This window comes from Streptomyces sp. NPDC058326 (assembly GCF_042879855.1).
In the GTDB taxonomy this organism is placed as follows: Bacteria; Actinomycetota; Actinomycetes; order Streptomycetales; family Streptomycetaceae; genus Streptomyces.
This window is the reverse complement of sequence record NZ_JBHVZO010000016.1, coordinates 163,321-184,833: the sequence shown is the minus strand read 5'-3', so window position 1 is coordinate 184,833 and position 21,513 is coordinate 163,321. Positions and strand designations below refer to the sequence as shown.

17 protein-coding genes are annotated in these 21,513 nt (G+C 72.2%); 5 read left to right on the top strand and 12 right to left on the bottom strand.

The genetic code is table 11. From position 1 onward, the window contains the following. Window positions 1-21 precede the first annotated feature (21 nt). Window positions 22-750, top strand: coding sequence for a hypothetical protein (locus tag ACFVYX_RS26820; RefSeq protein WP_389684054.1), 729 nt, complete (start codon window positions 22-24; stop codon window positions 748-750). 158 nt (window positions 751-908) lie between these two features. Here the strand turns inward: ACFVYX_RS26820 and ACFVYX_RS26815 are convergent, their stop codons facing one another. From ACFVYX_RS26815 to ACFVYX_RS26785, 7 genes are all read right to left on the bottom strand, one after another. Then, a complete protein-coding gene (locus ACFVYX_RS26815) occupies window positions 909-1,715 on the bottom strand; it encodes an SDR family NAD(P)-dependent oxidoreductase (RefSeq protein WP_389684053.1) in 807 nt (268 codons plus the stop codon). An 85-nt stretch (window positions 1,716-1,800) separates the two neighbouring features. After that, window positions 1,801-3,828 (bottom strand): SpoIIE family protein phosphatase, encoded by a 2,028-nt coding sequence (locus tag ACFVYX_RS26810; protein WP_389684052.1) that lies wholly within the window; start codon window positions 3,826-3,828, stop codon window positions 1,801-1,803. A gap of 16 nt (window positions 3,829-3,844) precedes the next feature. Continuing rightward, window positions 3,845-5,437: an oleate hydratase gene (locus ACFVYX_RS26805; RefSeq protein WP_389684051.1), complete on the bottom strand. Its 1,593-nt coding sequence runs from the start codon at window positions 5,435-5,437 to the stop codon at window positions 3,845-3,847. Window positions 5,438-5,777: 340 nt separating this feature from the next. Then, window positions 5,778-6,332, bottom strand: coding sequence for a DUF3291 domain-containing protein (locus ACFVYX_RS26800; RefSeq protein ID WP_389684050.1), 555 nt, complete (start codon window positions 6,330-6,332; stop codon window positions 5,778-5,780). 32 nt (window positions 6,333-6,364) lie between these two features. Beyond that, window positions 6,365-7,075, bottom strand: a complete 711-nt coding sequence (locus ACFVYX_RS26795; protein WP_389684049.1) for a helix-turn-helix transcriptional regulator — start codon at window positions 7,073-7,075, stop codon at window positions 6,365-6,367. A gap of 206 nt (window positions 7,076-7,281) precedes the next feature. Continuing rightward, the gene (locus ACFVYX_RS26790) at window positions 7,282-9,006 is read right to left on the bottom strand and encodes an acyl-CoA dehydrogenase family protein (RefSeq protein ID WP_389684048.1); all 1,725 of its coding nucleotides are present in this window, start codon (window positions 9,004-9,006) and stop codon (window positions 7,282-7,284) included. Window positions 9,007-9,098: 92 nt separating this feature from the next. Then, a complete protein-coding gene (locus ACFVYX_RS26785; RefSeq protein WP_389684047.1) occupies window positions 9,099-9,695 on the bottom strand; it encodes a PadR family transcriptional regulator in 597 nt (198 codons plus the stop codon). Between the two features lie 248 nt (window positions 9,696-9,943). On the opposite strand from ACFVYX_RS26785, the gene ACFVYX_RS26780 reads away from it, so the two are divergent. Both ACFVYX_RS26780 and ACFVYX_RS26775 read left to right on the top strand, forming a co-directional pair. Further along, a complete protein-coding gene (locus ACFVYX_RS26780) occupies window positions 9,944-10,405 on the top strand; it encodes a cupin domain-containing protein (RefSeq protein ID WP_389684046.1) in 462 nt (153 codons plus the stop codon). Window positions 10,406-10,569: 164 nt separating this feature from the next. Beyond that, window positions 10,570-12,252 (top strand): CAP domain-containing protein, encoded by a 1,683-nt coding sequence (locus ACFVYX_RS26775; RefSeq protein ID WP_389684045.1) that lies wholly within the window; start codon window positions 10,570-10,572, stop codon window positions 12,250-12,252. Between the two features lie 197 nt (window positions 12,253-12,449). On the opposite strand, the gene ACFVYX_RS26770 is transcribed toward ACFVYX_RS26775, so the two are convergent. From ACFVYX_RS26770 to ACFVYX_RS26755, 4 genes are all read right to left on the bottom strand, one after another. After that, window positions 12,450-13,841, bottom strand: coding sequence for a DUF5685 family protein (locus ACFVYX_RS26770; RefSeq protein ID WP_389684044.1), 1,392 nt, complete (start codon window positions 13,839-13,841; stop codon window positions 12,450-12,452). Window positions 13,842-13,989: 148 nt separating this feature from the next. Next, window positions 13,990-14,718 carry a pyridoxamine 5'-phosphate oxidase family protein gene (locus ACFVYX_RS26765; RefSeq protein ID WP_389684068.1) on the bottom strand — a complete coding sequence of 243 codons (729 nt, stop codon included), beginning with the start codon at window positions 14,716-14,718 and terminating at the stop codon, window positions 13,990-13,992. A 92-nt stretch (window positions 14,719-14,810) separates the two neighbouring features. Next, on the bottom strand, window positions 14,811-16,193 hold the full coding sequence (locus tag ACFVYX_RS26760) for a globin domain-containing protein (protein WP_389684043.1): 1,383 nt from the start codon (window positions 16,191-16,193) through the stop codon (window positions 14,811-14,813). A gap of 472 nt (window positions 16,194-16,665) precedes the next feature. Continuing rightward, window positions 16,666-18,492, bottom strand: coding sequence for a rhamnogalacturonan lyase (locus tag ACFVYX_RS26755; protein ID WP_389684042.1), 1,827 nt, complete (start codon window positions 18,490-18,492; stop codon window positions 16,666-16,668). A gap of 534 nt (window positions 18,493-19,026) precedes the next feature. Here ACFVYX_RS26755 and ACFVYX_RS26750 point away from each other — a divergent pair. Further along, entirely contained in the window at window positions 19,027-19,887 is an 861-nt protein-coding gene (locus tag ACFVYX_RS26750; protein WP_389684041.1) for a GDSL-type esterase/lipase family protein, read from the top strand. Between the two features lie 72 nt (window positions 19,888-19,959). Further along, entirely contained in the window at window positions 19,960-20,976 is a 1,017-nt protein-coding gene (locus ACFVYX_RS26745; RefSeq protein ID WP_389684040.1) for an arabinan endo-1,5-alpha-L-arabinosidase, read from the top strand. Window positions 20,977-21,042: 66 nt separating this feature from the next. On the opposite strand, the gene ACFVYX_RS26740 is transcribed toward ACFVYX_RS26745, so the two are convergent. Then, window positions 21,043-21,351 (bottom strand): putative quinol monooxygenase, encoded by a 309-nt coding sequence (locus ACFVYX_RS26740; protein WP_389684039.1) that lies wholly within the window; start codon window positions 21,349-21,351, stop codon window positions 21,043-21,045. Between the last annotated feature and the right edge of the window lie 162 nt (window positions 21,352-21,513).

Here is a 21,513-nt window from a genome sequence, read left to right as displayed (position 1 = left end):
GTGGTGAGCGACCTTCAGCGCATGGAGATCTTCGACTGCATCGCCGCCGTTGCCCGGCCCCTGCACGATTTCGGTGACGAGTTCATGTCCGACGAGAGGACCGCCGCCCTCGGTCTGCGCGCCGGGTTCGCCCCGGGTCGCGGTTTCTACTGCCGAGGGCGCTTCGGGGTACTCGGTGAGGCACCGGTCTCGGTGGTCCAGGCGGTGCAGGGCTTCCTCGGCCCCGATCTCGTCACCGCGGGCTGGCTGGCGGGACGGCCCGTGATGCCGGCGGAGGAGGCCGCCGCCTGCTACGCGGAAGCCGTCCGGACCTGGGGACGTGCCCATGTTCCCGCCGGCGTGGACGTGGAACGCTTCAACCAGTTGGCGCAGCGGCTGATCGACGCCGCCGACGCCGACGCGCTGCCTCTGTTCGCCGGCTGGCGCGCGCAACCCTGTCCGGGCGACGACCCGGTCGGCGCCGCCATGCAGCGCGTACACGTCCTGCGGGAACACCGTGGCGCCTGCCACCTGGTGGCGGTGCGCCACTGTGGGCTGAGTGCTCGGGCTGCGATGGTCGTCCGTCTCGGCGTCGAGCAGGCGACCCGCTACGGCTGGCGGGACCCGGAGGCCGCCGCCGCGGACCAGGTCCCCCGGTGGGAGCGTGCCGAGCGGCTCACCGACGAGCTGCAGGCGCCGCTCTACGGCGCGCTGACCAACCGGCAGCGTACGGAGTTCGCCGAGCTCGTGGGCGCGTTGACCGCTCGCTGACCCCGCGCCGGGAGGCAGGAGCACCACCGGCCGGTGCGGCTCATGATCCGGGGAAGTCCCCGCACGTCCGCACCACCGTTGACGCGCGCATCGTAGTCGGCGGAACCGTCTCCCCCAGGGGCGGACCGGGCCCCGCCCGGTCGGCCGAACGGCTGACCTCAACTGCGCAGATACGAGGCTCCGTTGAGGTCGAGGATCGTGCCGGACGACCATTCGGCGGCGGGTGAGGCCAGCCAGAGGACCGCCGCCGCGATCTCGGCGGGCTCGGCGACGCGGCCGAAGGGGCTCTGGGCGTGGATCGCGGCTCCCTCGGGCCCTTCCAGGCGGGGCGAGACCCGCTCGGTGGCGAAGAAGCCGGGCGCAACCGAGGCGACGGCGATCCCGTACGGGGCGAGCGAGACGGCGAGCGACTGGCCGAGCGCGTGGACGGCGGCCTTGGTGGCGCCGTAGGCCGGGTGGTCCGGTTCGCCGCGGAAGGCACCTCGGGAGCCGATGTTGACGATCCGGCCGCCCGTACCCTGGTCGATCATCCGGCGGGCCGCGAGGTGGCTCAGGTTCGCGGTGGCGAGCAGGTTCACGGACACGTGCCGCTGCCAGACCGCCACCCACTCCTCGTACGGGGTCTCGGCGAGGGGGTGGCGGAGGTTCACCGCCGCGTTGTTGACCAGGACGTCGATCCCGCCGAGCGCCTCGGCCGCCGTGCCGGCCACGGCCGCGGCTCCCGCCGGGTCCGCGAGGTCACCCCCGACCAGGGTGTGGCCCGCGCCGTCGAGGGAGTCCAGGGTCGCGCGGGCGTCCTCGGCGCGTGAGGCGAAGTGGACGGCGACCCGGTCGCCGTTGGACGCGAACGCCTGGGCGACGGCCCGGCCGAGACCGCGGGAGGCGCCGCTGACGAGGACGCGGCGGCCTGTCGCGGGCAGCTTCGTGCGGGCGCCTTCGGGAGGCGTGGGGTCTTCGGTTCTCACCTGGTCATTCTCCCCCGGCCGGGGACGCACCCGGCGGCGGGTGTACGGCCTGAGGCCGTCGGCGTCACCGGGCCCCGGGCCGGTGTCAGGCGCCGGTGGGAGGTTCCGGTTCCGTCTCCGCCGCCAGCTCGGCCCAGACGGTCTTGCCCTCGTCGGTGTAGCGGACGCCCCAGTTCTCCGCGAGGGCGGCGCAGATGAGCAGGCCACGGCCGCCCTCGTCGACGGCCTTGGCGTGGCGGAGGTGCGGAGCGGCCTGGCCGGCGTCGCCGACCTCGCAGATCAGCGTGGTGGCGGAGTCCCGGATGAGCCGCAGGGTGATCGGAGCGGCACCGTACCGCACGGCGTTGGTGACGAGTTCGCTGGCGAGGAGCGTCACCGTGAACGGGTCGGCGGGGTGGTCCCACCGCCTGAGGCACTCCTCGACGTGTGCCCGCGCGGTGCCGACGGCCGCGAAGTCGAAGGGGACGGTCCACTCGGCGAGTTCGCTCGGCGGCAGATGACGGGTCCGCGCGAGGAGCAGGACACGGTCGGCGGCGAGGAGCCCCTCCACGGAGTCCGCCATCGCCTCCACGTCACGGTCCGGGTGTCCGAGGGCGCCGAGGAGGTCCTCCGTACGGAGGTCGTCGTCTCCTGACGTGGCGGGAGAGGCCATGCAGAGGGTGCTGCCCTCGGGCAGACGGTGCTCGGCGCAGGCGAACGGCGGGCCCTCGGCGCCGAGCAGGGGGCCTTCGTCGACGGGTTCGGTGTCGATGGAACCGTCGGGCCGGACGACGGCGAAGAGCGAGGTGCCGGCACGGGCGATGTCGAGCCGTCCGCCGACGGGGTCGTGGACGGCGACGGTGCAGCTCGCCGTCGGGCGGTCGTCCTCGGTGGCGGGGGTGTGCTCGGCGGCGAGGCGGAGCGTGGTGTCGTGGAGCCGGGCGAGGAGCTCATGGGGGTCGAGGTCGAGCGTGGTGAGGCTGTGGACGGCGGTCCGCAGGCGGCTCATGGTGGCGACGGCGCTGAGTCCCGCGTGCTCGACCTGACCGACGACGAGTGCCACCCGCGCCCCGGGAAGCGGGACGACCTCGAACCAGGCTCCGGCGCCGCTGCCGCCGGGCCGGTGCCGCTGGGCCACGTCGACGGCCCGCTGTGTGGCCTCCTCCTGACGCAGCGGCCAGCTCTGCAGCGCGGTCATGACGACGTGCTCGCGGGTGAACCGCAGGGCGTTCTCCAGGCAGGTCGCCGTACGGTCCGCGAGGGCTTCGGCGAGCTGCACGTCGTCCGCGCCGTACGGTTCGGCGTCGGCCGCGCGCTGGAAGGCGACGACGCCGAAGATCTGCCCCCGTACCGTCAGCGGGGCGACCAGCCGCATCCGGTCGGGCCCGCCGTCGCCCTCGCCTCCGCCCGGGAGCAGTACGGCTCCCGAGGGCAGCGCCGCACCGAAGATCCCGGGGAGCAGGGTGGCGCCCGCGGCCGGGATCGGCGGCCCCGGGGCGGTTCGGCCCGCGGCGGCGCAGCGCAGGAGGGGGGCGGGGGTCCGGGACCGGAGGCCGGGCTCCCTTCCTCTCAGTACGGTGTCGGTGAGGGCCACCACGACGGAGTCGGCGAACCGTGGCAGCGTCACGTCGACGAGCTCCTGCGCGGTGCGCTCCACGTCGAGGCTGGAGCCGATGCGTTCGTGGGCGTCCTGCAGCAGCCGCAGCCGGTTCCGGGCGCGTTCGCGCGCGGTGACGTCCGTGCTGGTGATGACGAGGCCGAGGACGCGTCCCGCGGCGTCCTGGAGGCGGTACGCGGAGGCGGAGAAGACGTGCTCGGTCCGGGGGTCGACGAGGGGCCGGCCGGTCACGAGCTGGTCGAGCGCCGGGCGGCCCGTGGCGAGGACGGTGCGCAGCAGGTCCTCGTCGACGCTCACCCCGGCGAGGGCGTACGCCTGGACCGCCGGCAGCCCGACGAGCCGCTCCGCCGGAATGCCGCGGATGCCCACGGCGACGGTGTTGACCCGGACGACGCGGAGGTCCGTGTCCAGGACGTGGAGGCCGACGTCGGACTGGGTGAACACCGCGTCCAGGACGGCCTCGCCCCAGGGACCGGGGGCGTCGGGCTCCCGGGGCGCTGTGGCTTCCGTGTTCACGCTCGCCACCCCCGCGTCACGCGAAGGCGGTTCTCAGCGCGGACCAGGCGACCTTCGGATCGGAGAGGCCGTGGTACGCCGACGGGATCTCCTTGTCGACGCCGAAGTGGTGGTAGACGGCCAGCATGGCCGAGCGGACGGAGTACTCGACGGTGAAGACGACGCCTTCGGGGATCTCGACGAACTGTCCGAGGAAGGCGAAGTTCTGGGCGCCGTCCGGGATCACGAGGGGCCGGTCGGTGGCGACGCGCCGCTGGAACTGGGCGTCGATGTAGGGCATCTGGACGGTGGTGACCCGGGTGGTCTCCCGTACCTCGTCGGCGATGTCGTCGAAGCCGAGGTGGCCGAGGAGCTCGTCGAGGATCTCGGCGCCGGTGCAGTCGTCCATCTTCTTGGGCACGTGGTCGCCGGGGACGTCACCGAAGAGCGCGTACCCCCACAGCGTGTACGTGTCCTCCCGCTGCTCACGGAAGTGGGGCTGGGCCGGCACGACGACCGAAAGCAGCCAGCGGGAGTCCTTCCAGGTCATCAGGGCTCCCTCACCTGGGACGTTGCCGGTGTACTCCTGGATGCGGTCGAGGAGGGTGCGGCCGGTCATGGTGAGGGTGAAGGATTCCCATTTGGTCTCGTCGATGTTGCCGCAGAAGACACTGGGGCGGCCGAAGTCGGGGGCGTTCTTGGCGATGGACTCCCAGAGCCGCCAGGAGCCGTCCCTTTTGTCGCGGATCAGTTCGGGGACGGTGGTGCTGTCGCCGTACGCGGTGTCGGCGGTCATCGAGCCGATGGTCAGGAACGCGTAGTCGTCCTCCCCCAGTTCGATCGTCCCGTCCTCGGCGCCGTCCCGCTCCAGATGGAGCCGTGAGATCCGGCGGGCGGCGGGGCCGGAGAAGTCGACGTCGGCGACGGTCACGCCGAAGTCGGTTCGCACGCCCTGGGCGGTGAGCCACTCCTGGAGCGGGCGGATCACCGAGTCGTACTGGTTGAACTTGCTGCGCCGCACCCCGGACAGGGTGTGAAGGCGGTCGAATTCCTGCACGAAGGCGAGGAAGTACCGCTTCAGCTCGATCGCCGAGTGCCAGTTCTGGAAGGCGAACGTGGTCCGCCACATGCACCAGAAGTGGGTGGTGAAGAAGTGCGGCTGGAAGAAGTCGTCGATGCGCCGGGCCCCGATCACCCGCTCCGGCAGGGCGAGCAGCCGGGTCAGGTCGGCGCGGTCGCGGGTGTCGAGACCGAGATGGGAGGCGTCGGCGATGGTTCGGTCGGCGTTGATGACGCGGGCCTTGGCGTTCGTGGGGTGCTCGATGTTGAAGGCGAGCATCTCCTGCCGTACGGAGACGGCCGGGTCGTCCAGGGTGGGGATCGTCTCCAGGAGGTTCCACAGGCAGACGTAGTGCTCCTCCTCGAACATCCGGCCGCCCCGGGTGACGTATCCGCCCTCACGTGTCGGAGCCGGGGCGCCGTCCATCGATCCGCCCGCGATCGGCAGCTGTTCCAGGATGCGCACGTTCCTCCCCGGAACGCCCGCGTCACGCACGAGGAAAGCGGCCGCGGCGAGGGAGCCGATGCCTCCGCCCACCAGGTAGACCTTCGAGTGCTTCGATGCCGGCACGGGAGACCTCCGGTTGGGGTGGGGACGCGGCGCGGGCGGTCGGGAAGGCGCCGTGGCGGCCCGACCTCCCAGCCCTACGAGCTTCGCCCGGATCGACCGCGCGCGCGAACGGAGCACCCCTGGCACCGGAGTGACGGTGCGGCCGCCTCGCCGTGCCCCGGGACGGTGGCACGACCGCCCCGCCGCTGTCGTGGGAGCGGCGGCACGGCCCGTCACGGGTGGCCGGCGCTCCCCCTGCCGTGCGGCACGTACGCCGTATGGGCCGACGGGCGGGGGAAGGTCCGGGTCGCCCCGGCCTCCGCACCGGCCGGCCGCCGCCCCGCCGAACGGGGCGACCCCGCTACGACACCGACGCGTCCCCCGCCGACGCCGGCCGCGTGCTGCCGGACGGTTGGTCGGGCCGTGCCGTGAGCGCGGCTCCGGGGTGCCGGGCCGCCTCGGCCGCGGAGTAGGAGGAGGCGAAGGTGAAGGCGCGCGGTGAGGGCCCGTGCGCCCGAAGTTCGGCCAGCCGGTCGAGAGCCTCGCCGACGGTCGGGAGGTGGCCGGCGGGGACCCACCAGAGAACGAGGTGCGCCTCCACGTGCCGTTCGAACCATTCGCGGCGCCGCCGCATGACCTCCAGATGGCCGCTGCGGTAGGCGAAGTCCCACAGCGCTTCCTGCGTCTCCCACACCGACAGGTTGACGATGACGTCCTCACCGGCGGGGCGAAGCCCGGTGGCGTCGGCCTCCCCCTCCTCCACGAGCCGCCACACGAAGCCGGGTGCGCTGTCGGCGGCGGCGTTGACCGGATCGAGCTGCTCGACGAAGGACGCCACGCGCGGGTCGTCGAAGGGATGGAGGAGGGTGGCGACGTTGAGCTGGGCGAGGTGGGCGGAGTGCGCGGCTGCGGTCATGGCCTCATCCCAGCACGCCCCCCAATTCTATGTCAATGATCATTGTTTTTAGAAGCTTCGACCACCACGCAGCACTCCCCCGGCCTCGCGTCCATGCGCGCGCGGACAGGACCGTCGACACCGAGCAGCCCCTCGAGAAGGGCGAGGTTCATCCCGCAGACGAGCGGCGGGAAGCGTTCGGCGACGGCGTGGAAGGGGCAGTTGCGCATACGGACGACGGGTGCGGCCGTCTCCCCGGCGGCCCCCTCGCCGCCGTCGGCACCGTCGGCACCGTCGGTGCCCTCCAGGTGCGGTTCGTAGCCCCGGGCGGCCAGCACCTCCATGGCCTGTTCGAGGTCGCCGCAGGGCGCCGCCGAGCCGCGCAGGGCCTCGCCCCGGCGGCGCGCGGCGACACAGAGCCCGGCGTCGAGCCCGGCGTGCTCGGCGGCCTCCGCGAGCAGCTCGGCGGCCGTGCGGTAGTCGCGGGCCGGCAGTGACACCGACCGCTCGGCGCGCGAGCGCGTGTACACCTTGGCGGGGCGGCCCGCGCCCGGCCCCGAACGTCCGGTCAAGCGGCGGCTGCCGCTCTCGAGGAGCCCGGCCTCGGTGAGTCTGTCCAGGTGGTGCGCGGCGAGGGTGCGCGCCACCCCGGCCGCCTCGGCGGCCTCGTTGCGGCCGACCTCACGGCCCTGAGCCGCCACGTACTCGTACAGTCGGCGTCGTACCGGATCCTGCAGTGCAGCGATCGCTTCGATGTCCTCCACCTGGCCATTCTAGGAACAACACAGGTTGGAGATAGAAGGGCGACCCCGCCCCGGCTGCCGAACACCCTCGCCCTCGCGCCTCCGCACGGAGCGGCGTGACCACCGCTCCGCCCGGAGGCGTGGCCGGAGGAGACGCTCCCGGCGGGGGAACCGCGCGCCGCGGTTCGATGCGCCGAAGCTCAGGGCGCCGTCTCGTACGTGGAAGGTCAGGGCGCCATCTCGTACGTGCCCGAGAGCGCCTCGACCCGCTGCCAGACGCGCCCCGAACGCGCCTCGTCGACGACGGGACGCCGGACCGCGCCGAGCGCCCAGAGCTGCTGCTGCTCGGTCGCGGAGTCCTTGCCGTGCAGCTCGACGGCGTGCGCGGAGAAGTCGCGGACGAGGACGGCGAACAGCTCGTCGAGGACGTCCTCGTCGAGACCGGTCAGGGCGGCCTGCTCCAGGACCAGCTGTCCGTGGACGACGAGCGCGAAGAGCTGGCCGACGGCGAGGAGGAGATCGAGGTCGCGGCTCTGCTCCTCGTCCGGAGCGGCCTTCAGGACGAACTCGCAGAGCGCGTCGGCCTGTTCACGGAAACGCGCGACGTTGGACAGGTGGGCGTACGTGTCGTAGGCCGGGCGCCAGTCGTGGAAGCGGACGGAGCCGAGACCGCGGGCCGGGCCCTGGCGGAAGAGGAACGCGTCGTCGGCCGCGTCCAGGCGGGTCGGGACGGGCTCGTACGCGACCGGGTCGAGGAGGTGGTTGCGCATGAACTTCAGGATCAGCGCCAGGTTGACGTGGACCGTGCCCTCCAGCTTCGGCAGGCCGCGGATCTCCACGGCCGCCTCGGCGAAGTAGTTGTCCTTCTCGAAGCCCTTGGCGGCGATGACGTCCCACATCAGGTCGATGACCTTCTCGCCCTCCGTGGTCACCTTCATCTTCGTCATCGGGTTGAAGAGGAGGTAGCGGCGGTCGTCGGGGCCGGCGGTGCGGAAGTAGTCGACGGCGCGGTCGCTGAACAGCTTCATGCCGACGAGCCGGACGTACGCGTCGGTCAGCTCGCGCCGCACGTGCGGGAAGGCGGTGACGGGCCGGCCGTACAGGATGCGGTTCTGCGCGTGGGTGACGGCCTCGTACATCGCGTGCTCGCAGATGCCGATCGAGGCGGTGCACAGGTTGAACTTGCCCACGTTGACGGTGTTGAGGGCGGCGTCGAAGGCGGCGCGGCCGGTGTGCAGGACGTCCTCGGCAGCGACCGGGTACTCCTCCAGGCGGAACTCGCTGACGTACTTGGAGGAGTCGACGACGTTCTTGACGAGGTGGTACGCCGGGTGGCGGCTGTCGGCCGCGAAGAAGACGTAGCCGTCGGGGCCCTCGACGTCGGTGCGGCGGCCGAAGACGGAGACGAGCCCGGCCGCGTTGCCGTTGCCGATGTAGTACTTGGAGCCGGTGGCGCGGAAGCCGCCCTCGCCGTCGGGCTCCAGGAGCATGTCGGTGGAGTAGATGTCGGCGCCGTGGGACTTCTCGGAGAGACCGAAGGCGAACACCTCGCCCTGGGAGAGGAGTTCGGCGGCGCGGGCGCGGGCGGCGGCGTTGTCGCTCTGCCAGACCGGGCCGAGGCCGAGGATGGTGACCTGCCAGGCGTACCAGTAGTCGAGGCCGTAGAAGCCGAGGATCTCGTTGAGGGCGGCGATGCGGGCGGTGTCCCAGCGCTTGTCGCCCTGGTCCTCGCCGGCGGCGGAGGCCGGCGTCAGGAAGGTCGCGAAGAGCCCCTCCTCGGCGGCGAAGGCGAGAAAGTCACCGAGCCAGGCTCGGGTCCGGTAGTCCTCGATGATCCGGCGCTTGCCGCGCGCCTCGAACCAGTCGACGGTGGCGCGAAGGAGCCGTCGGGTCTCCGGGTCGAAGTGCGCCGGGTCGTAGGTGTGCGGGTTGAACAGCAGCGGGTCGGCCATGACGTCCGCCTTTCCGGCTCGGGATGAGGGTGAGGGTGCGGCAGGAGGTTTCAGTGCCCGGCCTGGAACCGGGCGAGGGTGCGGGAGGAGTTTCAGCGCCCGCCCTGGAAGCGGGCGAGGGTGGCGAGGACGTCGTCGAGCCAGGCGAGCATCATCCGCTCGTACGCGATGCCGCCGCGCAGCACGGCGTGCTGGAGCTCACGCTCGGCGTCGAGCGGCGGGGCCGGGACGCCGGGGTCGCGGTCGGCGTCGAGCGGCGGGCTCGGGGCGGGCTCTCCGAAGTCGCGGGCCTCGCCGGCCAGGTAGCGGGCGAGCCGGTCGGTGTGTGCCCGCCGGTGCCGCTCGACCTCGCCGATCAGGGCGGCCGGGTCGTCGAAGGCGGCACCCCTGATCTTCACGGCGAGGTCGTGCCGCACGCTCTCGGGCTCGATCGGCTCGTGCAGCCACGCGGAGAGCGCGTCCCGCCCCGCGGCGGCGACGGAGTACTCCTTCTTGTCCGGACGTCCCTGCTGCGGCACGTCCCGGACGTCGACCCAGCCGTCGCTCTCCATGCGCTTGAGCACGCGGTAGATCTGCTGGTGGGTGGCGGTCCAGAAGTACCCGATGGAGCGCTCGAAGCGCCGGGCCAGCTCGTATCCGGACCCGGGCTTCTCGAGCAGGGAGACAAGAATCGCGTGGTCGAGCGCCATACGCCCGATCTTGCTATGCACCTCGTTGCATAGCAAGCCCGCTCCAGTGAGACACGGCTCACCCGGCGCGCCGGCGGCCGGGGCGAGGGGCACAGGCACGGGACCGACTCCCGGAGCGGCTGACTGAACGGCCCGACGTCTCGCCCCGCCACTGCACGGCTTTGCCGGAACGGCAAGAACAATTGCCCGCCCTCGTAAGCGAGTTGCAGCCTGGTCCAGTCAGGACGATCGAACCGAGAGGCTGCATCATGACCACCTATGAAGACGCCGACCCCGTACGGGGCTCCGGCGACCGCGCGCCGGTCAACAACCGCGTCCACCACGTCGGCTCCGGCCGGCTGGACGGTTTCGCCGCCATCAGCGGAGGCACCGTCGGCTCGAAGCGGCTCTGGATGGGCCTGGTGGAGAACCCTCCGCTGAGCTCGACGGACAACCACCATCACGGCGACTCGGAGGCCGGGATCTACGTGGTCAGCGGACATCCCGTGTTCGTCTACCACGACGGCACCCAGGAGGTACGGCTCGCCGCCGGGCCCGGAGACTTCTTCCTCGTCCCGCCGTTCGTCCCGCACCGGGAGGAGAACCCCGACCCGCACGAACCCGCGGTCGTGGTCATCGCCCGCACCACCCAGGAACCGATCAAGGTCTCCGTGCCCGAGCTGTACCGGCTCGAAGAGTCGGCCACGCAGTCGGGCCGGTCGACGCCCTAGACACCCCCTAGCCCCGCGCCCACACCCCACCCGTACTCCTGCCGCACCCAGCACCTGTGACCCATGTCACGCCTTCCGTCTTTCCCTTTCCGTTGTCGCCGTACCGGGCGGAGGCTCTCCCCTGTGCAAGGGACTCCACATGAGGCAAGTGAAGGACGGACGGCGTGCAGCGGACCACGGGTTTTGAGCAGCTGACGGATACCGAGCTGATACGGGCGGCGCAGTACGGCGCCCCCTGGGCGCGCGAGCGCCTCGTCGCGGACTGCCGGCCGCTCGTCCACGCCCTCGCGGCCCGCGCCCTCGACGGACGGCCCGGCGCCGAGGCGGCCGTGCACGCCGTCGTACGGGACACCGTGAGCCGGGTCGAGTTCACTCTGGGCACCCTCTCCTCCCCGGAGGCGTTCCGCCCCTGGCTCGTCGCGGTCACCGTGGAGAGCGTCCTGGCCCGTGCGGCGGCCGTCCCCGGTCACCCGGCCCGGCCCGCCGCCCCGGGCAACGGCTACACCGAGGCCCTGCGCTGGCTGGACGTCGAGGACGCCGTCCTCGCGGCCCTGTGGTCGCTGGAGGAGGAGGGGCACCTCAGCCGGTACGAGACGGCCGCCGCGCTGAACTGGTCCCTGGACGACACCGCGATGCGGATGGAGACGGTACGCGTACGCCTGGCCGAGGCCCGGTCCGTGACCACCGCCCTCGCCCACCACCCCCGCTGCCCCGCTCTTCAGCGGCAGGCCGGCGCCTGGGACGGTCGCCCGAGCGCCGCCTGGCGCGAGCAGCTGGCCCGGCACACCACCCCCTGCGCCCACTGCGCCACCGGAATCGGCGCGGCCGTACCCGTCGGCGCGTCCGCGGCGCCTGCCGACGACGGCGATCCGGCCGAGACCTACCTCCTGCTCCCCCGCATCCCCGATTCCTCCGCCCCGGGGGACCGCGACACCACCGGTGCGGCGGCCGGGCGGCGCAGCACCCGCGCGGCCCGCCGGAAGCGCCGCCAGGCCGACGAACGCACACGCCGCCGCGCCGCCGTCGCGGCCGGGATCGCCGTCGTCGCGGTGACCGGAGGGGCCTTCTCCCTGTACTCCGGACGGGACGGGAAGGAAGTCATGGAGGTGAACCGGGCCGCCGCTCCGGGGCTCGACCTGCCCCTGGCGAACGAGCCGGGCACGCTGACCGCCTCGCCGTCCACGACCTCCGCGTCGCCCTCCGCCCCGGTTTCCGCGTCCGCTTCCGCTTCGGCCTCGGCCTCCGCTTCCGCTTCCGCTTCCGCTTCTGCGGCACCGGGCGCCTCCAGGCCGGCTGCGTCCACTCCCGCCAGGAGCCCCCGCCCCACCACCGCCGCGCCCGCGCCGCAGCGTCCCACCACCCCTGCCGGAGGCTCCGACGCCACGGCCTCCACGCCGCCGGGGACCTCCGCTCCGACGGGCGGCACGGACGCGGGCCCGGGGGCCGGTCCGCAGCATGACAGCGATCGGACCTCTGCGGCGGACCAGGTGATCGCGCTGGTCAACGCCGAGCGAGCGAAGGCTGGTTGTGGCCCCCTCAGCGCCCACGCCACCCTGACGAAAGCGGCCCAGGGTCACTCCGACGACATGGCCGCCCGGGACTTCTTCGACCACACCAACCCCGACGGCGAGGGTCCGGGCGAGCGCGTCACGGCCGCGGGCTACCCGTGGTCGACGTACGGCGAGAACATCGCGAAGGGCCAGAGCAGCCCGGAACAGGTGATGGAGGCCTGGATGAACAGCCCCGGGCACCGCGCGAACATCCTCAACTGCGACTTCAAGGAGATCGGCATCGGCATCCACACCGCCGGCGGCCCGTACTGGACCCAGGTCTTCGGAGCCCGCTGAGACCGTGCGGGTCCCCGGGTCTCCGCGACCCGGGACTCACGAGCCGTGCCCCGGGTCGCGGCCGTAAGACCGGCCGGGGGCCTCGACATCCTCCTCACGAAGACGCGCTCCCCGGCCTGGTCAACCTCCCGGCCGTGCGGCGGGAGCGCCGGCGCCCCGGCGCTCCCGCCGGCCAGCCGGCGCGCATCCCGTTTCGGTCAATCGCAGCAGTCGCAGCAGCACTTGCACGGATTGCAGCAGCCACCGCCGCCACCACCACAGCCGTCACCCGAACCACCGCCGGAACCGCCGGAACCCCCGGAGCCCCCAGAGCCCCCGGAGCCGTGGCCGCCGCCCGAACCGCCGGAGGAGCCACCCGAGGAACCACCCGAGGAACCGCCCGAGTTGCCGCCGAACCAGCCGTCACCTCCGGAACCGCCCCGACCGGAACCGCTGCCGCCGCCGCCTTCGCCGAACTCCATGGGCTCGCCCTCATCGTCGGCGCAGCCGCAACAGCTGAAGCACAGCCTGCAGTCGCCGCACAACCGGCGCCATTCGCGACACCGCCGGCACTCCCCGTCCGCCGACCGGTTCGACGCCGACGGCGCGCCTTCCGGGGCCGTTCCCACGAGCGCCCCGACGCCGCAGGCCGCGCCCGTTCCGGCTTCCGCGGGTGTCTCCGTCGCCGTACGGCGTCCCAGCCAGGGCAGCATGCGCGGGCCCCGGGCCTGGGGGCGGTGCTGATGGTGACGGTGCCGGGGGTCGAAGGCCCGGTCGACGGCGCGCTCCAGTTCGCCTCCCAGAAGGGCCCCCACCAGCCGTCCGTCGACGAACTCGGCGTCGGACAGGGCCAGCCTGATCCCGTGGACGGCGTCGTCGCAGAGCCGGCGCACTTCGGCACGGTCCGCGCCGGTCACAGCGATCGGGTTCCACGCGCCGGCCGCCGCGTCCGCGTCCAGGTCCTCCACCGCGTCCAGCAGATGGGCCAGCCGGCCGAACAGCCGGCCGGCCTCCGACAGCGGTTCGGCGTTGCCCGGCCGGTCGGTGAGCACCGCGGTGTACGCGAAGGCGGCGGCGGTCGCCGTCTCGGTGGGCTCCGTGACCGTCAGCAGCGAGCCACCCGGACCGGTCGAACGCTCCACCTCCGGCTGGCGTTCGACCGCCCTGAGCAGCACGGCGGTGTCGAAGCCGAGCCGTTCACCGCCCGCGGCGCCCGCACGGTCCCAGCCGCGGGCGATCCTGCGGGCCGCCGGCGTCAGCGGGCGGCTCCCCAACAGACCGTCCCCGTCGGCCACATGGTCACGTATCTTCGCCGCGGCGAGCACCAGCGACACCGTCGCCGCAAGACGCGCTCCCTCGCCCTGCGCCACGTCCGCCGACCGCATCCCGCGCAGCGGGCACGGACCGGCGCCCCGGCGCCAGTCGCCGGTACGCTCCGACTGCGCCTCGGTCAGCACCGAGACGATCAGGCCGTCGTAGTTGGTGGCCACCCTCGCGAACTGCCCGTACTCGCTGCGCAACGCCAGGCACAGCCCGCACAGATGCGCCATCCACTCGGCACGCAGCCCCTCGCCCAGGCGATGACGGCATGGCCTGATGATTCCGAACACCGAAGTTCTCCCCCGTAGAAACCATAGGAACCGCTGCCCGCCCGGACACAGTCAGGTGGACGGCTCCTGCCCGCACGCGCCTCACGCGTGTGGCGTCGGCGCGCGGCCGACATCCTAGAGGGTGCCCTCCCGATGGTTCACGGGCACGTCAGCGGGCGGATGTGCTCCTGCTGAACCAGCCGCTGAACATCCCCGCCCCGGCCACGGCGTCCCCGTCGGCTTCGGCCGCGGGCCGCTCGGCCCTGGCCAGCAGCTTCCGGGCCTCCTCCCGCCAGGTCGCCGCGTCCGCACGGGGCGGCGGCAGGAACGGGCCCCGCTGCGGCGCCTCCGAAGCGGCCCCGAAGAAGTCGCCGCCCTTCCGCTTGAAGTCGTCCGTGCCCCACTGGCGGCCGGAGCCGTGCCGGGGGACCTTCTGGAAGTGGGGAATGTGCTTGGCGCAATGGATGTACGCCTCCTCGACGGCGACCTCCACCCAGACCAGGGCCCGGCGACCGGGCACCGGGTCGACCGCGAGCCCGGAATGGGCGCGGCGCATCTCGTCGTCGGCCACGACCCTGGCCCGGCCGTTGACGTGCAGTCCGATGCGGTCGCGGAGGAAGTCGACCATGAGGATGCCGACGTGCGGGTTCTCCTCGATGTTCCCGAGGCTGGCGTGGACGCCGTTGCCCCGGTACTCGGGGTAGGCGAGTGTCAGGTCGTCCAGGACGTGGAGGAAGCCGGGCGGACCGGCGCGGAAGGTGTTGTCGCACTCGCCGTGCCGGTCGGCGGTGGCCAGGAAGAACATTTCCTGCCGTGCGACGAACTCCCGCATCCGAGGGTTCAGCCGGTCGAGGACCTGATCCCCGTAGAAGCGGTCGGCGCGCTCCGCGGTGCCCATCCGCTGCTGGACCTGGTGCTCGCCGTCGCTGCCCGGGCGGTGGGTGCGCAGGGGGGTCTCCCGCCACTGGCCGGTCGTCTGCTCGAAAGTGCTCACGTCGTTGCCCCGACCAGTTCTTCGATGGAGTCGTGTCGAATGCGGTGGGTGGGGATGCCCATGTCCACCAGGGAGTCGACGCTGCGGCGGATCATGCCGGCCGGGCCCGACAGATAGGCGTCGTGGGTGTGCCAGGGGCCGAACTCGCGCACGACCTCCGGGATGCCGCCGGACAGCAGGCCGACGGGGCCGTCGTCCACGACCGGGCGGACGGAGAGCCAGGGGTGCGCCTGCTGGAGCCGCAGCATGGTGTCGATGTCGTACAGGTCGTTGTTCCGGCGGGCGCCGTAGAACACGTCGACGGTGCGGCGCCGGCCGTGCCGGGCCACGTCCTCCACCAGGGCCTTGATGGGCGCGATGCCGGTGCCGCCGCCGAGACAGAGCAGCCCGCTGTCGGCGGTGTGGTCCACCGTCATGGAACCCGCGGGGGGACCGAGACGGATGACGTCTCCGGGACGGGCGTGGTGCACGAGCGCGTTGGAAACCCATCCCGCCGGTACGGCCTTGACGTGGAAGGAGAGGAGTCCGTCGGAGCGGGGCGCCGAGGCGAACGAGTAGTGCCGCCAGACGCGCGGCCACCAGGGGGTCTCCAGGGCGGTGTACTGCCCGGCGAGGAAGGGGTACGGCTGGTCGGGCCGGACCGTGACGACCGCGATGTCGCGCGTGCGCTTGTCGTGGGCGACGACCTCCGCCTGCCACCAGGCGGGCGAACGCAGCTCGTCCTCGGTCGCCGCGTCGATCATGATCTGGGAGATCGTGGTGTACGCGCCGACCCACGCGGCCTCGGTCCTCGGCCCCCACGTCGACGGGGCGTAACGGGTGAGGGCGCCGATCAGGGCCTCGCCGACGGCCGGATAGTGCTCGGGGAGCGTGCCGTACTTCCTGTGACCGCGGCCGAGGTGGGTCAGGTACCGGGACAGGGTGACGGCGTCGTCGGCGTGGGTCGCGGCGGTGAGCAGCGCCTTGAAGAGGCGGTCGCGCTGGGTGTCCATGGCCACGGGGAAGAGCGCCCGCAGGTCGGGGTGGCGCGTGAAGAGCAGGGCGTAGAAGTACGAGGTCACCTTGTCGGCGATGGGCTCGATCTCGGCCATGGTGCGGCGGAGGAGCGCCGCGTCGGACGTGTCCTCGGGCGCTGCCTGGACGGTGGGGCCGGGACCGGGACCGTGTACGGGGCGTTGTGTCCCCTGCGCGGGGACTCGGCCTTCCGGGCGCGTCGGCTGCCGCTGCTCGGTCGGATACGGCTGTCCGGTCGGCTGCCGCTGCTCGGCCGGCTGCCGCTGTTCGGTCGTCTGCCTCGGGCTGCGCCCGAACCAGGCACCGCCCCCGGCCGCACCGCCGGATCTGCCGCCGCCGGCCGACGGGTCCGTCGGAACTTCCATCGGTCTGCCTCGCCTCGAACGTCTTCGGTCGGTCTTCGCGCGCGGGGTCCCGCGTGTGCCCCGTTCTCCCTCTCCCCAGCGGAATTTCCGCCGCGTCACCCCTGCCCCCGCGAAACCGAGGCATACGTCGCCCCCCTGCGGGGCGTTCACCCGGACAGGTGAATGGGCCCGACCCTACCTCGCGTGCGCAGCCACCGGCCTGACGCCGCCTCTCAGCCTGATGGGGCATGAATATGCTGGTCAGAGACGTGTTACCGACTGGTTGGAACAAAAGGCGAGGCCGTTCACGCCCGATTCCAGGGGGAATTCACCGACCGAAAACTCACGGAGTGATCAAAAATCCTCCACATCTTTTGTACGGAGTTCGCCCGCCCGCGCCGGACGGACGGCGCCGGTCGGGAACGCCCTTGCGGCGAAGAGCACGGCCCGCGCGGCGGGCCGTGCTCTTCCCACACCTCCCGCTGCTCGTCGGTCAAGGGGTGTAGACGGTGGGGCGGGGCGGCGTGGGAATGCCCGCGCCGATGAAGAAGCTGGGGTGCGGGGGCTGGTTGTAGGCGGTGTTCTGCCAGGCGAGGGCCGTGCGGTACTGCGTGTCGTGGAGCAGGGTGGTGATCCTTGTGCCGGTCGTGTGCGGGGTCGAGTAGATGCGGAGGGCGCGGTTGTCGCCGGTGCGCCAGACGACCTCCTCACGCCAGTCGCCGAGGATGTCCCCGGAGAGGGCGGGCGTCGCCTTGGTCGTGTTGTTGGAGGAGACGCCGGAGCCGGTGAGCAGGCGGGTGTCGCCGGAGGTGCCGTACTTGTCGATGCGCGTGCCGTCGAGGAGTTCGCGGACGGTGTCGCCGTCCCACCAGGAGAGGAAGTTGACGCTGGAGGGTTCCCGGCCGAGGGAGGCGCCGCTCGTCGAGCGCAGGGTGGTGTCGGAGGCCGACCACGCCTCGGCGCCCGGGCTGCCGGCGTAGATGTCGGCGGCGACGCCCCGGCCGTTGTCGGAGCCGGAGGCCGTCTGCCACAGGACCTGGCCGGTGCGCGCGTCGGCCGTCCAGGAGCCGGGCTTGCTCTTGTCCTCGGAGACCTTGAAGTACTCGAGGCCCGGCCGTGCCGGGTCGAGGTCGCCGACGTGGCCGGCGTCTCCGTGGCCGAGCCGGGTCGTCCAGAGTCCGGCGCCGTTGTCGTCGACGGTCATCGCGCCGTAGACGATCTCGTCCTTGCCGTCGGCGTCGACGTCGGCGATCGAGAGGCTGTGGTTGCCCTGACCGTCGTACCCCTTGCCCGTGTTGGTGGAGGAGTTGGTGTCAAAGGTCCAGCGGCGGGTGAACTGGCCGTTCCGCCAGTCCCAGGCGGCGATGACGCTGCGGGTGTAGTAGCCGCGGGCCATGATCAGGGACGGACGGACGCCGTCCAGGTAGGCGGTGCCGGCGAGGAAGCGATCGACGCGGTTGCCGTAGGAGTCGCCCCAGGAGGAGACCGTACCGCGGGCGGGGACGTAGTCGACGGTGCCCATCGCCTGGCCGGTCCGGCCGTTGAACATGGTCAGGAACTCGGGGCCGGAGAGGACGTATCCGCTGGAGTTGCGGTGGTCGGCCGAGGAGTTGCCGATCACCGCTCCGGCCCCGTCCCGGGTGCCGTCGGCAGTCTTCATGGCGACCTCGGCGCGTCCGTCGCCGTCGTAGTCGTACACCTGGAACTGCGTGTAGTGCGCGCCCGAGCGGATGTTGCGGCCCAGGTCGATCCGCCACAGCCGGGTGCCGTCGAGCTTGATGCCGTCGATGACCGTGTTGCCGGTGTAGCCGGACTGCGAGTTGTCCTTGGCGTTGGTGGGCTGCCACTTCAGGATCAGTTCGAGCCGGCCGTCGCCGTCGAGGTCGCCTGTACTGGTGTCGTTGGCCTCGTAGGTGTAGGCCACCCCGTCCGGTGTGGTGCCGCCCGCGGGCGGCGTGATCGGCACGTCCAGGTATCCGGGGCGGAACTGGAGCGCGTGCTCGGACGAGGGCTGCTCCGCGCCGTTCACCACCGCGCGGATCGTGTAGTCGGCCGAGTCGGGGGCGCCGGCGTCGAAGTAGTTCGTCGACGTGGTGAGCGGTGAGGAGTTGAGCTTCGTGGCGCCCCGGTAGACGTTGAACGCCACGTCGTTCGGATCGGTGGCGAGCCACCGCCATGACACCAGGTTCCCGGCGGCGGTGTGGGTGCTGGTGAGTCCCCGGTCGAGCCTCTCCACCTGCCGGGCGGTGGCCGCGTGCGCGGTCTGGGGCAGTCCGGCGAGCGCGGAGACGGCCAGCGCGGCGGCGGTGAGGCCGCGCATCAGCCTGCTCCTCGACCGGCTCCCCGCTCTGCGGAATGGCGGAGCCGCACGGCGGCTCCGGTGTGCGTCGGTCACGGTGACCTCCGGTGTATGTGGTGCGCGAACGCGGTCGCCCGCGGGACATGAGGGGCGCACGAAGGTGTGGGAACGCTCCCACGGCTGCGAGCGTAGGAATCCGCTGACGCCCGGTCAAGAACCTTGTCGCGTCTTGATGTTCACTGCTGTTTGAATCCGTGACTTTTCCTTGCGCGCCGATTGACACCGCCGGAGCCGGGCCGTGAAACTGCGTGACGCCCCTCCCGGCCCCTGAGAACGATCCCAGCCGCCTGACCGACGACCTGGAACCGGAGGGGCGGTCTTCCCGTTCTGCGACGGCTCCCCAGTCACGCCCTCACCGTGTGCACGCTCACAGGAGCGGGGCCGTGGAGACCGGCCGTCACCGTGAGAGAACGACGGCTCGGCCGCCTGGCCCCCTCGCCACCCACCCGCGCTGACCGGCACACGGCAGCGTCCCCCTCCCAGGGAGCGAACCCGATGACGAAACTCCGGATCCTCATCACCACGGCCCTGGTCATCGCCCTGTCGACACTCGGCATCCGCGCCGCAACAGCGGCCGACCGGCCTCCCGCCCCCTGCGCCGCGGCCCCGGCCACCGCGACCTCGGCCGAGGTCGCGGCGACACCGATCACCGTCTGGCTTGCCGGTGACTCCACCATGGCCAACCCCGGCGCGCTCTGCCCGGTCGGCTGGGGCAGCCAGTTCGACGCCCTCTTCGACGACGACGTGACCGTCAGGAACCTGGCCGTCGGCGGACGCAGCATCCAGACCTGGCTGTACGAGTCGGCCGTCAGCGGCACCATGGGCGCCGACGGCGAGTGCCGCCTCACCTCAAGCACCTACTCGGCCCGCTGGCAGGCGATGCTGAACGCCACCACCGGGATGAAGGCCGGCGACTACCTGTTCCTCCAGTTCGGCATCAACGACTCCCCCCCCACCTGCCCCCGGCATGTCGGCCCCGCCCGCTACCAGCAGCTGATGACCATGATGGTCCGGGCCGCCCAGGCCAGGGGCGCGCACCCGGTACTGCTCACGCCGGTCGCCGCGATCACCTGCTCCGGCACCACCGCGACGAAGAACCGCGGCTTCGTCACCGAGACCTACGCCACCGGCACCGCCACCGGCGCGCCGGTCATCGACCTCCAGACGCTGAGCGTGTCGCTCTACAACAGCCTGCGGTTCTGCCCGCACGACGGCGACTTCGGCTCGGGCCCCGTCGGCGCCTTCTTCTGCGACGACCGCACCCACTTCGACACCTACGGCGCCCAGCGGATCGCCGGGCTCGTCGCCGGTGACCTACGCCGGCAGAACCTCCCGCTCGCCACGCGCCTCAGGTAGCGGAGCCGTACGAAGCGTCGTGCCACTTCACCTCGTCACAGCCGACGACCCGACGACGACAAGGAGACCCACATGACCCGCATCAAGAACACCCGGCACAAGCCTTCCGGAAGGAAGCGGGGCACCCTGCGCCGCAGGGTCGCCGTGGCCCTGCCGCTGTCCGCACTGCTCGCCCTGGCCCCGTCCGCCGCGTCCGCCTACCCCAACCCCGGGTACGTCACGGGCGCGACCGTGGTGCACGACCCGACGATGATCCGCACCGCGTCCGGCCAGTACCTGCTGTACGCCACCGGTGGCGGCATCAGCAACCGCGCCTCCGCCGACCGCACCGCCTTCAGCGCGGGCGCGGACGCCTTCTCCTCGCGGCCGAGCTGGTGGTCGCGCTACTCGTCGGTGCCGGAGGCGTGGGCTCCGGACATCTCGTACCACGGCGGCAAGTACCTGATGTACTACTCGGTCTCGTCGTTCGGTTCGCGGAACTCGGCCATCGGGCTCGCGGGTTCGACGACCGGGCAGCCGGGCAGCTGGACCGACTACGGCATCGTCTACACGTCGAGTTCGGCCGCCGACTACAACGCCATCGATCCCAACCTCTTCGTCGACGACGACGGCACCTGGTGGCTGTCCTTCGGCAGCTGGTCGAGCGGGATCAAGATGATCCGGATCGACCCGTCGACCGGCAAGCAGCTCTCCACGAACACCACGCGCTACTCGCTCGCGTCGCGCCCCACCGGCACGAAGGCTGTCGAGGCCCCGTACATCGTCAAGCGCAACGGCTCCTACTACCTCTTCGCCTCGTACGACGTCTGCTGCGCGGGCACGGACTCGACGTACAAGGTCAAGGTCGGCCGGGCCGCCGCCGTCACCGGCCCGTACCGGGACAGGAACGGCGTCGCCCTGATGAACAACGGCGGCACGCCCGTGCTGGAGTCGCACGGGAGCGTCATCGGCCCGGGCGGGCAGTCGATCATGAAGGACGTGGACGGCGACCTGATCGTCTACCACTACTACGACGCCGGCTCCGGCGGCGTTCCCAGGCTCGGCATCAACCGTCTGGACTGGAGCAGCGGATGGCCCGTCGCCCACTGACCCGCCGCCGCTCTCCGGCCGGGCGAGGCCGGCTCCTCAGAGGCCGGCGCCTGAGAGGCCGGCTCCTCAGAGGCCGGCTCCTCCGTCGAGCGGGCTCAGGAAGGTGAGCACGGACTCCTTCTCCTCGATCAGCGGCTGGAGCTCCGCGTTGAACGGCGGGCCGTAGGGCGCCGCCACGTGGGCACGGAAGGCGGCCTCGTTCGCGTACACCTCGAAGATCCAGTACGCGCGGGGCTCGGAGTCCTTGGTGTAGACCTCGAACGCCAGGTTCCCGGGCTCCTCCCGGACCCGAGCGGCGTACTCCCGGACGAGTTCGGCGACGCGATCCTCGCTTCCGGGGAGCACGGTGAACTCGGCCAGCAGTGTCTTCTTCATGTCCTGTCTCCTGTCTCTCTCGCCGGCGACAGGGGGCACCGGCGTTTCGGAACGGTGCGGAGGGGGGGGGGGCGGGGTCCCCCCGCGCCCCCCCGCACCCCCACACAGCTAGCGCGGGGCGCGGAAGCCGGCGGGCACCGGCCACGCGAACACCCACCCCGC